This window comes from Paenibacillus thailandensis (assembly GCF_042685365.1).
Classification (GTDB): domain Bacteria; phylum Bacillota; class Bacilli; order Paenibacillales; family Paenibacillaceae; genus Paenibacillus_AP; species Paenibacillus_AP thailandensis.
Genome location: NZ_JBHUMY010000012.1, coordinates 397,450 through 408,864, shown reverse-complemented (window position 1 = coordinate 408,864; position 11,415 = coordinate 397,450). Strand labels below are relative to the sequence as shown.

General features: G+C 60.1%; 13 protein-coding genes. All 13 read left to right on the top strand.

What is annotated here, in order from left to right; all coding sequences use genetic code 11:
• The first annotated feature begins 9 nt into the window (after positions 1-9).
• The 13 genes from ACFSW5_RS13405 (at position 10) to ACFSW5_RS13345 (ending at position 11,390) form a co-directional block, all read left to right on the top strand.
• Positions 10-597 (top strand): DUF4255 domain-containing protein, encoded by a 588-nt coding sequence (locus ACFSW5_RS13405; RefSeq protein ID WP_379273764.1) that lies wholly within the window; start codon positions 10-12, stop codon positions 595-597.
• Positions 598-629: 32 nt separating this feature from the next.
• The gene (locus tag ACFSW5_RS13400) at positions 630-2,375 is read left to right on the top strand and encodes a phage tail sheath family protein (protein WP_379273762.1); all 1,746 of its coding nucleotides are present in this window, start codon (positions 630-632) and stop codon (positions 2,373-2,375) included.
• A gap of 37 nt (positions 2,376-2,412) precedes the next feature.
• A complete protein-coding gene (locus ACFSW5_RS13395; protein WP_379273760.1) occupies positions 2,413-2,850 on the top strand; it encodes a phage tail protein in 438 nt (145 codons plus the stop codon).
• Positions 2,851-2,906: 56 nt separating this feature from the next.
• Positions 2,907-3,275 (top strand): phage tail assembly protein, encoded by a 369-nt coding sequence (locus tag ACFSW5_RS13390; protein WP_379273758.1) that lies wholly within the window; start codon positions 2,907-2,909, stop codon positions 3,273-3,275.
• Between the two features lie 11 nt (positions 3,276-3,286).
• Positions 3,287-3,451 (top strand): DUF6760 family protein, encoded by a 165-nt coding sequence (locus ACFSW5_RS13385; RefSeq protein ID WP_379273904.1) that lies wholly within the window; start codon positions 3,287-3,289, stop codon positions 3,449-3,451.
• Between the two features lie 21 nt (positions 3,452-3,472).
• Positions 3,473-3,907: a phage tail protein gene (locus ACFSW5_RS13380; RefSeq protein WP_379273756.1), complete on the top strand. Its 435-nt coding sequence runs from the start codon at positions 3,473-3,475 to the stop codon at positions 3,905-3,907.
• A 29-nt stretch (positions 3,908-3,936) separates the two neighbouring features.
• Positions 3,937-5,058 (top strand): hypothetical protein, encoded by a 1,122-nt coding sequence (locus tag ACFSW5_RS13375; protein WP_379273754.1) that lies wholly within the window; start codon positions 3,937-3,939, stop codon positions 5,056-5,058.
• An 89-nt stretch (positions 5,059-5,147) separates the two neighbouring features.
• Entirely contained in the window at positions 5,148-5,786 is a 639-nt protein-coding gene (locus tag ACFSW5_RS13370) for a CIS tube protein (RefSeq protein ID WP_379273752.1), read from the top strand.
• 1 nt (position 5,787) lies between these two features.
• Positions 5,788-6,873, top strand: a complete 1,086-nt coding sequence (locus ACFSW5_RS13365) for a phage late control D family protein (protein ID WP_379273750.1) — start codon at positions 5,788-5,790, stop codon at positions 6,871-6,873.
• Positions 6,870-7,511, top strand: a complete 642-nt coding sequence (locus ACFSW5_RS13360; protein WP_379273748.1) for a phage baseplate assembly protein V — start codon at positions 6,870-6,872, stop codon at positions 7,509-7,511. Before ACFSW5_RS13365 ends, ACFSW5_RS13360 begins: the two co-directional genes overlap by 4 nt.
• Positions 7,512-7,549: 38 nt before the next feature.
• Positions 7,550-7,840, top strand: coding sequence for a PAAR domain-containing protein (locus ACFSW5_RS13355; RefSeq protein ID WP_379273745.1), 291 nt, complete (start codon positions 7,550-7,552; stop codon positions 7,838-7,840).
• Between the two features lie 15 nt (positions 7,841-7,855).
• Positions 7,856-8,233: a GPW/gp25 family protein gene (locus ACFSW5_RS13350; protein WP_379273743.1), complete on the top strand. Its 378-nt coding sequence runs from the start codon at positions 7,856-7,858 to the stop codon at positions 8,231-8,233.
• A 34-nt stretch (positions 8,234-8,267) separates the two neighbouring features.
• The gene (locus ACFSW5_RS13345) at positions 8,268-11,390 is read left to right on the top strand and encodes a putative baseplate assembly protein (protein ID WP_379273741.1); all 3,123 of its coding nucleotides are present in this window, start codon (positions 8,268-8,270) and stop codon (positions 11,388-11,390) included.
• Positions 11,391-11,415 lie beyond the last annotated feature (25 nt).

The window sequence follows — 11,415 nt, the reverse complement described above, 5'->3', positions numbered from 1 at the left end:
GGTGAGAAGTTGAGTGCGGATTCCGCCATCGCCGACGTCGGCGAAACGTTAATCAAGCTGCTTCGGGAGCAAATGGGCGACATGGTCCCGCCCGGGTCGATTGCGCTGCAGTCGCCGGCCGACGTGACCGGCCAGTCGGTCCGTCTGACGCTTTTTCTGTTCCGATTGGCCGAAAACCCTTACTTGAAAAATCAAGCCGCCGACCCGGCTTACGGCTATACCCGGCTTCCGCCGCTCACGCTTGATTTGTATTACATGCTGTCGGCTTATTCGTACCTGCCGGATTTCACGGAACGTTCGCTGGAGGAGCATCGTCTGCTCGGAAGAGCGATGCGCGTCTTCCACGACCATGCGGTGCTGGCGGGGGAATTGCTGCAAGGCGGCTTGGCCGGAAGCGGCGCGAGGCTGAGCATCACGTACCAGCCCGCGTCCGTTCAGGAAACGTCCGACATTTGGAACACGTTCCCGGACAGCCGCTACAAGCCGACCGTATGTTACGCCGTTTCGCCGGTCGAAATCGATACGACGTCCATCATCGAGCCGGGCCAAGTCACGGCGAAAGAAGTACGATTCGTATCGCTTGAGAAAGAAAATTAGGCAATGACAACCTTTTAAAGGAGGCAGCATTTATGCCGGAATACTTATCTCCCGGAGTTTATATTGAAGAAACCGAAATCGGCAGCAAGCCGGTGGAGGGCGTATCGACGAGCACGGCCGGTTTCCTGGGGGAAGCCGAGCGCGGCCCGACGACACCGAAGCTGATTACAAGCTGGCTCGATTACCAGCGGGTATATGGCGGTTTGGCCGGCGAAGGGAGTTACCTCCCTTATGCGGTCGAAGGATTTTTTAACAACGGCGGCCAGCGATGCTACATCGGGCGAATCGTCCAGGCGGGGGCGACGGGGGCGGAGATCGGCCTGAAGAAAGGATCGGCCGGCGCCTTGACCGTCCAAGCGGTCGGCGAAGGCGAATGGGGCAACCGCGTTGCCGTCAAGGTTGCCAAAGGAACGTTAAGCGGCTTCCGCCTGAACGTCTACTACTGGAAGGATGCGGTTCCGCTTTCCGATCCGGAGATTGCGGCGAAAGACGCGCCGCGCCCGTCCGTATCCGAAACGTTCGACAATTTGTCGGTCGACGCGAAGTCGCCGGACTATTACGAAAAACGGATTAACGGCGTATCCCAATTGATCAGAGTGGCGAAAAAAGCGGGAGATTCCGGGGAACAGCCGGATGAAGCCAAAATCGCTTACTTGGCGGGAGGTCTCGATTCCTCCGAAAACGCCGGTCAAGTCTCGGCCGTTCCGGCAGCCAATCAAATCAAGCTGAGCGACGGCGCGTCCGCCGACAAAAACGCCTACGTCGGCATGACGATTCACATTTTGGACGGCGACGCCAAAGGCCAATCCCGCACCGTCACGGAATACGCTGCGACCAAGATCGCTACGCTTAACGCGGCTTGGGCGGAAGGCAAAGCGCCGGCCGCGGGCGCCAAATACCGGATTACGCGGTCCGGGGTTACGGTCGGCGATTACAAAAGAACCGATTCGGCCGCAGGCAGCCGCAAAGGCTTGGCGGGCTTCGAGGAAATCGACGAAATCTCGATCGTCTACGCGCCGAACCCGGATGCCGTCAGCGGCTTGACGGAGGAGCTGATCGCCCATTGCGAGAAGCTGAAGGACCGTTTCGCCATCGTGGACGCGGCGCAAAATTCGGATGCCGGCACGCTGGACCCGCGAAGCAACGACACGAAATACGCCGCCTTCTATTATCCGTGGATTAAAGTGACGGAACCCGCAAGCGGGCTTCTTCGGACGGTGCCGCCCGGCGGTCATGTGGCGGGCATCTTTGCAAGAACGGACGCCGAAAGAGGCGTTCATAAAGCGCCTGCCAACGAGGTGGTGCGCGGCGCGATCGATCTCGAATTCCAAATTACGAAGGGCGAGCAGGACATCTTGAATCCGCGGGGCGTTAACGTCATTCGGGCGTTTCCGGGCCGGGGCATCCGCGTCTGGGGCGCGCGCACGCTGTCGAGCGACCCGGCGTGGAAATACGTGAACGTCCGGCGGCTGTTCAACTTCCTTGAGGAGTCGATTGACGAAGGAACGCAATGGGTCGTATTCGAGCCGAACGACGAGAAGCTGTGGGGACGCGTCCGGCGCACCGTAACGGAATTTTTGACGCGGGTGTGGCGCGACGGCGCGCTAATGGGCACGAAGCCGGAAGAGGCGTTTTTCGTCAAATGCGACCGGACGACTATGACCCAGAACGATATCGACAACGGCCGCTTGATCGTGCTGGTCGGGGTCGCTCCGGTGAAGCCGGCGGAGTTCGTCGTATTCCGGATCGCGCAGACGTCCGGCGGCGCCAACGGCTAATCGGGGACGGCAAGGAAAATCGAGGAGGAGATAATCAATGGCGACTGCGCAAAGAAAAGACCCGTTCCGCAACTTTCGGTTCCGGGTGGAAATCGACGGCATCCAGCAGGCCGGCTTTACCGACGTGTCCGGCTTCGACTCGTCGATCGACGTAATCGAATACAGGGAAGGGAACGAAGCGACGACCGTCCGCAAGCTTCCGGGTTTGACGAAATACGGGAACGTCAGCTTGAAATGGGGTATTACCGATTCCATGGACTTGTACAACTGGCACAAGGAAGCGGCCGCGGGGAACATCCAGCGCAAAAACGTTTCGATCATCGTGATCGACGAAGCCGGGAACGACAAAGCCAGATGGGATTTCGTCCAGGCATGGCCAAGCAAATACGACGCGCCCGACTTTAGCGCCAAAGGCAACGATATCGCGATCGAATCGCTTGAGCTCGTGCACGAGGGCATGTCCCGCGTGAGCTAGACAGGCGCGAAGCCGAGGCAACGCAGTAGGAGAAACGGAAGGAGAACGAATACGCCATGGCATTTATGACGGAATTTGAATTTACGCTGCCAAAGGGCTATGTCGACAAGCACGGCACCCTTCACCGCGAAGGAACGATGAGACTCGCCACCGCCGCCGACGAGATTCTTCCATTGAAGGATCCTCGCGTGCAGCAAAATCCGGCTTATTTGACCGTAATTTTGCTGTCCCGCGTCATTACGAGGCTGGGCGATCTTCAGTCGATCAACCCCGGCGTCGTCGAAGGCCTGTTTTCCTCGGACCTGGCTTACTTGCAGCAGCTGTACCGGAATATTAACGAAACAGGCTCGGCCGGCATACAGGCGGAATGCCCGCAATGCGACCATTCGTTTGTCGTTGAGGTGCCGGCCCAGGGGGAAGTCTAAGCGGCTATCCGATCGAACGGATCTACGAGGAGGTAGCCTTCATTTCCTATTATTTCCATTGGCCGCACGACGAGGTTATGAACATGGAGCACCGGGAACGCGCAAAGTGGTGCGAGGAAATATCGAAAATCAACCGCAAAATGAACCAGGAGCCGGACCGTTCCTTTAGACTGTAGCGGCTCCCGAAAGGAGAACAAATGGCGGCCGGGGACAGAAACGACCCGCTGGCGGGTTATCGGTTTCTAGTCGAGCTCGACGGGCTTGTCGTCGGCGGATTCGCCGAAGCTTCGGGCCTTTCGGCCGAAACCGAAACGGAGGAATTCCGGGAAGGCGGGCTAAACGATTACAGGCATAAGCTTCCGGGCGCGCAGCGGTTTCCGAATTTGGTGCTCAAAAGAGGACTGACCTATTCCGATGCGCTGTGGACCTGGTACCGCGACGCTTCCTCCGGCGACGTAAAAAGAAAAAACGGCTCCGTTATTTTGCAGGACGGCTCGGGGAACGAAGCGTGGCGATGGAATTTCGTCCAGGCTTACCCGGTCAAGTGGAACGGGCCGGATTTGAAAGCGGACGCTAGCGCCGTCGCGTTCGAATCGGTGGAGCTGGCGCATAACGGATTCGCCAAGGATTAACGTCGGCCGCGGCAGGAGGAGATGGACTTTTGAACGATTTCAGCCGTTTTTCGGCCGAAGGACCGCATGTCCGGTTCGCGAACCGGATCCGCATGAAGTACGGGGCTGCGGGGAACGGCCGAACCGTTATTCCGCTGCCTCCGCTCGTATGGCTTGCCGCATTCGGCCGCGCCGCGGACGGCGGCGATTCGCATAACGTCCCGATCGTCGTGAATCAAGACGCAAGAACGTTTATTTACCGGTTCCTGACGGCGGACGGGGCGCCGGAAGGATCGCTCCGCGGCAAACGGACGGAAAGCTCCGGCGCTCTAATCGGATATCCGCCGAACGCCGCGATTGCTCATCGCCGTTCGTTCCATGAACGGCCGGCGGAGAAGAACGGCTTCCCGTTAAACGTCCGGAGGACCGGCGCACAGGAGCAATCCGACGCTTCGGTTTGGCCCGGCGCGGCTATGGGGCTGACCAAGCCGCCCGCCGGGACGACCGGACTTGGGACTTCCGTGCGACTGCGGACGGTGCCGGTCGCCGCCGACGAGCGCCCGATTGACCGGCACCGCCTAATTCCCGTATCCGCCGGTCCGCTCGCCGGCTTATCGGCTGCCGCGGATTTCGCCGCCCGAGCAACGAAAAGGTCCGGCACGGCGCCCGGAACCTCCCGGAAAGACGTTTTCCTTCTCGGGAAAGCCGGCATCTCGGATGTTGCGGGCGGATTGGGGCCAGGCGCGCTGCCGGGAGCTTGGCTCCCGAGCGGGATCGGTGCGCCGCTTATCGCCAACGCGGCGAAAGGAACGGGTCCGCCGGTCCCGGAACGTTTCACGGCGGAAGACGCAACCGCAATGCGGCGCCGTCCAGCGCCGCTTCGGATACAAACAGGCCGGAATTGGAGCCGGACCGGCGCGGCGGCGCCCGAGCTGGTCGTCGCGCAGCCGAAGGCGGCGGAGGCCGACGAGCCGCAGAGCGGGCCGTCCGAACGGTCAAGCGGCACTAACCCGCCCGCCGTGAGAAAGCGGGGGCCGGCCGCTCCCCCGGAGGAACAGACCGTTCAGACGCCGGCATCGCTGCCGCAGGCCGAAATCGAACGGCTGTCGGATCGGATCTACCGGGAGCTCGAACGGAGGCTAAAGATCGAGAAGCAGCGTTTGGGCTTATAAGCGGCGGCAAAGATAGAAGGCTCGTTTAACGACATCGATCACGCGCAACGAAGCTTCCGCGCCATGCGGTCGAAAGGAGGCCATGCCCATTGGCGCTTGAAAAAGCGATGATTCAACGGCTCGATTCGAAAGGGAATCCCGACGGACCCGCGGTCAGCGTGCTGTTTAACCCGTCGGAATATTCGATCGAGCAAAGCAATCAGTTTCAGACGACGGCGATACCCGGGCTATCCGTCCCGGCCACGCAGTTCGTGAGCGGCAACGCCCGGACGCTTACGATGGATTTACTGTTCGACTCTTACGAGCAGAAGGAAGACGTCCGCGTGCATACCGGAAAAGTCACCTCGCTTCTGGACATCGGCAGCGGGCGAAACGCCCCTCCGGTTTGCAAATTTATATGGGGTAAGCTTGAGTTCAAAGCCGTATTGGAAAGGGCGACGCAGCGGTTCACGATGTTTCTCGGCTCCGGCATTCCGGTTCGCGCGACCTTGAACGTTACGTTCAAGGAATACAAGACGATCACGGAGCAGCTGCAGGAAAAAAAGCCGGAACTCGCGGACGAAGCGAAGGAGCTGACGGCCAAAGCCGGCGACGCTTTATGGGCGCTGGCGGAAGAGGCTTACGGCGATCCGGCCAAATGGCGGGATATCGCAAAAGCGAACGGGATCGCCAACCCTTTAAAACTTCGCGCAGGCGCGAAGCTCAAGGTGCCTCGCTTAGGAGGATAATATGGATTTCGCGCAGCTCGAAAAAAAATACGGCGGTTTTTACGCTCCGGCTTTCGAAATCCGCGTCGACGGCAAGGAGCTCCGCGGGCTTGGTCTGGAGATCGCCGGCGTCACCGTCGATCAAGCTTTGCGGGCGGCCGACCACTTCAGCTTTACCGTGAACAATCTATACGGCGAATCCGGGGATAACGGCAACGGCTTCGATCTTTTTCTGCCCGCCGGCAAAAAGGTGGAAATCCGGCTCGGCTACGCCGGCACGCTGGAGCCGGTATTGACCGGCGTCGTCGCCTCGATCGCGACCGGCTTCGACGGCACAGGAAGTCCCCGCTGCACCGTCAGCGGGTACGATCTTTCGTATCCGATGATGCGGGGCATGAAGCCCCGCTCTTGGGATAACGCGAGACATAGCGACATTGCCGCCATTGTTGCGGCCGAATACGGGCTTCGATGCCAATTCGATCCGACGGACGTCGTTTATCCGAAAGTGATGAAGGCGGCCGGCAAAAGCGATTTTCATTTTTTGCAGCAGCTTGCCGACGAGAATTACTACGAATGCTTCGTGTCCGGAGATACGCTTTACTTCCGCAAGCCGCCGCGCGACGGAGAGCCCTTGTTCGCGCTGGAGTGGAGGAAGCAGCTCCTCTCGTTCCAGCCGGAAGTCAACTTCGCCGAGCAGGTGACGGAAGTCGAAGTGCGGGGATGGAACCCGAAAACGAAAAAGGAAATCGTCGGCGTCGCGCGGACCGGCGACGAAGCGGGGCAGCGCCCCGGCCCGGGCCGCAAAACCGGCGGCGAGCTCGTGCGCGAGCTGCTTCGGGAGCCGGTCAAGCTGAACGTTAGACATCCCGTGTTTTCGCAGCAGGAGGCGGAGCAACTCGCCCGTTCGATTCTGAACAAGCACGCCGAAGGGCTGGTGCGGGGCGGAGGCGAGACGATCGGGCTGCCCGATATCCGGCCGGGCCGGACGATCCGGCTCGAAGGGCTCGGAGCCAGATTCAGCAAGCCGTATTATGTCGAGAAAAGCGTGCACGCGGTAAGCGCTTCGGGCTACCATACTACTTTTCACGTCAAGGAGAGCATGATATGAGCTTGTACGAATTGCTGCAGAACGGAGAAGCGGACCAGGGCGCCGTTCGCGGCGTCGCGGTTGGACTTGTAACCAACAACAAGGATCCGGAAAGAATGGGCAGGGTCAAAGTAACGTTCCCTTGGCGAAGCGCAGGCGACGAAAGCCATTGGGCCCGGGTCGCCGCGTTCATGGCCGGCAAAGAGCGGGGCGGCTACTTCCTTCCCGAGGTCGGGGACGAAGTGCTCGTCGCTTTCGAGATGGGAAATCTTCAGCATCCGTACGTCATCGGCGCGCTGTGGAACGGGGAGGATAAACCGCCCGAAACGAATGCGGACGGCGGCAACCATATCCGCAAAATCAAAACGCGCGGCGGGCATGAGCTCGTGTTCGACGACGAAGAAGGTAAAGGAAAAATAACGCTGCAAACGAAGGCGGGCAACCGGCTCGTGCTGGACGACGAATCCGGCGGGCGGATTGCGATCGAATCGGGTTCTCTCAAAATAACGATGGACGCCGGAAGCAACGAAATGACGCTGGAAAGCCCCGTCCAGCTCACCTTGAAGTCGAAGGCGATCGCCATCGAAGCCGAATCGCAATTGACGCTGAAGGCGGGAGCCGCGCTAACGATAAAAGGGGCCGTCGTGCAAATCAATTAAAAACATTGCATATGTCGGCAAGTTAAGGGGGAGAGACCATGCCGCCTGCGGCAAGAGTCGGCGACCCGACCTCTCACGGCACGCCCCTCGGTCCGGGACCGGGCAGTCCCAACGTACTGATCGGAGGCAAGCCGGCATGGAGGGCGGGTTCGGATATGCATGCCTGTTCGCTCGCAACGCCTAACCCGCACGGCGGGGGCGTCGTGGCGATGGGCAGCGGAACGGTATTCATTAACGGCTTGCCGGCGGTCCGGCAAGGCGATTTCGTAACGGAGGCCGGCCCTCCCAATACGATTGCAATGGGAGAAGCCACCGTTCTCATCGGTTAGGAGGCAATGATGGCAATGGAACAATCCGGATCGGGGTGGCCGTTTCCGGTCGTCGTCGACAAGGCCGGCGGGTCTTTGCCGATGACGACTTACGAGCAGGACGTCGCGCAGGCCATTCACATTATTTTGTTTACCGCGAAAGGGGAACGCGTGATGCGGCCGGACTTCGGCTGCGGGATTCACACTTTCGTCTTTGAAGAAACGAACACCTCAACCCTCGGTTTAATGGAGTCGGCCGTGCGCGACGCGCTTGTAAAATGGGAGCCCAGAATCGAGGTCGAAGCGGTTGATGCGCAATCAGACAGGTCGGGGTCCGGCCGGCTGACGATCACGCTCCGCTACCGCATCCGCTCCACGGGCGAGCGGTACACCGCCGTTTACCCCGTTTCATGAGGGGTGTTGGGAAGCCATTGTAAGGGAGGAGAAGATGAAAACGCCTTTAATCGATAAACGAAGCCTGGAGGACGTGCTGCGGCAGCTTCGGGAACGAATCCCCTATTATACGCCCGAGTGGCGGGCGGAGGAAGGAGACGCGGCCGGCGCGGTCATGCGCATATTCGCGCATCTGTACGCGGGGATATTGCAGAGGCTGAACCGGGCGCCGGATAAACACTTTATCGCTTTTTTGAACATGCTTGGCGTCCGGTTAATTGCGGCGCGCCCGGCCGCCGTTCCGGTGACGTTTCATTTGAGCGCCGGCGCGCCCGGGGCCGTCTTAATCCCCGCGGCTACGCAGCTTGCCGCGCCGCAGGACGGCGGTCCGCCTATCGGCTTCGAGACGGAACGGAGCATGCTTGCCGTGCCTGCTCGAATAACGGGCGTCTTCGCGGTCGATCCGCATGCGGATTCGATTTTTGAGGCACCCGGCGAAATAACCGCGGGCGGCATGCCGAAGGGCTCCCCGTTCGCGCTGTTCAGCGGCACGGATAGCCAATCCCATTCGATTTATATCGGGGACGGAGTCCGGTTTGACATAACCGGCGAAGTGGCGTTCGAGCTGACCGTTACCGGCAATTCGGCGTTTGAAGCGAACCGCGCCGCGCTTCTTGCGCGCATGAACTGGACGTACCTCGCGGAGAGCGGGGAGTGGCTTCCGCTGGAAGCGGAAACGTCGGACGTCATTCGGCTTCGCAAAAAAGAGCGCGGCGGCTTGCTGGAGCATCCGGTGAACGGCGTAACGGGGCGCTGGATCCGCGGTACGATTCCGCCGACAGCGGTCAATGATTTTCAGAACGTGACGATTTACGACGTTGGTGTTCGCATAACGAATAATACGACACGGCCTGATTACGCGTTTGTGAATGATGTTCCGCTTGATCCGGGCGCACAAGGCGGCTTTTACCCGTTTGGAAGAATGCCGCGGCTTTACGACGCCTTTTACATGGCGAGCCGGCAGGTTTTCTCGAAAAAAGGCGCCAAGGCGGTCGTCGCGTTTAAGCTCGCTCACGATAATCCGGACAATTTGCGGCCCGAGGAGATTAACGCCGAACTGTCTTGGGAGTATTGGAACGGCAGCGGCTGGCTGAAGCTGAACGGCAAATTCGACGACCTCCGGCTGCCGGAGCGAGCCGTCGAGCTGAGCTTCCTCGTTCCGGAAGACATTGCCGAGACAACGACGGCCGGTCAGAAGGGCTATTGGATTCGAGCCCGGATAATCGGCGGCGGCTATGGGCGCCAGCAGTGGGATCCGGAAAAATCGCAGCTGATCGGCAAATACGGTTTGCCCGTCATTCGGGAAATTACGTTATCTTACGACGACGGGACCGAAACCGCCGTTCCCGGCAGCATACTGGCTTTTAACAATTTGGAGTACCGGGATATAACGGCGGCGATTCGGGAGCGCAAACCCGCCGTACCGTTCGAGCCGATGGCCGACGAGCATCGGGCCCTTTATCTGGGGTTCGACGCCCCGCCCAAAAACGGTCCGGTCAGCCTCTATTTCTCGCTTAGCGAACAGGATTACTTGGAGGATAACCTGCCTTACGTGTCCTGGGAATATTTCCGGCCGGCAAACGGCCGGAGCGGGGAAGGGGAATGGATCAAGCTCGATGTCCGGGACGATACCCGGCATTTGACGCAAAGCGGCTGCCTGTCGTTTATCGGTCCGGACGATTTGTCCGCGGCCGGGCGGTTCGGCAAAAGGTTGTATTGGATCCGCGGCGTCGATGTCGCCGATAAGTTTCAGCCGGAGGGCTCTACCGGCGCTTTCCGCTCGGCCGAAAGCGGAGAAATTCTGCTCTCCCCGGGACCGGGGGGCGGCGATTGCGGCTGCGGCTGCGGCTGTGCGCCTTCCCCATGCGGAAATCGGGTAGCTCTGTTCGAGACCACGGCCGTCCCGGACGGAACCGCAAGAGCGCCGAAGCTGAGAGCCGTGTACATGAATACGACGATGGCCGTTCAGTCGGAGAGCGTGAAGGAAGAGACTCTCGGCTCCGGGCGGGGAACCGCTTCGGAATCGTTCACGTTGGCCAAATCGCCCGTATTCGACGAATCCGTCTTCGTGAACGAGTTTAACGCTCTATCCGAATACGAGCGCCAAGCGCTTAAAGCGAACGGTCTTTACGATTATCGGGAAGAGACGGACGATACGGGCGCCGTCACGGCGTTTTGGGTCAAATGGAAGCCTTCGGACCGGCTCGACGATTCGGGACCTGCCGACAGGCATTACGAAATCGACCGCACCGCCGGAACCGTCCGATTCGGAGACGGACTGCGCGGCGCGATGCTGCCGGCCGGAACGGACAACGTTATCGTCTCCTATCGGACGGGAGGAGGGGCGAGAGGGAACGTCGGCGCTTCCGCCGTCTCTTTGCTTCGCACCTCTATCGCCTTCGTCGACCGGGCCGACAACCCGGAGCCGGCGTCGGGAGGCTTCGACACCGAAAGCATCGAGCAGGCGGCCTTGCGGGGACCTTCGCTGATCCGGCACCGAAACCGGGCGGTTACGGCCGAAGATTACGAGCAAATCGCGCTGGAGGCCGCCCAAGGCATTGCGCGCGTCAAATGCCTGCCTAACCGAAACGATGCGGGGCTGACCGAAAGCGGATGGGTTTCGATCGTCATCGTACCGCAAAGCAGCGAGCCACAGCCGCTGCCGTCCGCGGAGCTGAGACGGCAAGTAGAAGCTTATTTGCGGGAGCGCGCATCCAATCTTCTATCCGCTCCGCGCCATATTAAGGCGATTGAGCCGGCCTATGCGGAAATATCGGTAACGGCCTCGATCACCGCTGCGAAGATCGAGCTGGCCGCTGCCGTCGAGCTGGAGGCGGCAAGCCGGATCAAAGCTTATTTGCATCCTCTTACGGGCGGTTCGGAGGGGAGAGGATGGGAATTCGGCGCACTGCCTTGCCTTGCGGATTTTTACCGGATTCTCGAACAAGTTCCGGGCGTCGATCATGTCGGAAGCCTCGTCATGACCGTCCGGGATCCGCGCAGCGGCAGATCGATTGACTTGACGCCCGACGAAGAGACCGGCGTTATCGCGCTTCCGTATATGCTGCCGTACAGCGGCAAGCATAATCTCGCCGTAACCGCAGCCATTGTAACTTGACTTTATCGGAATAAGCAAGATCGGA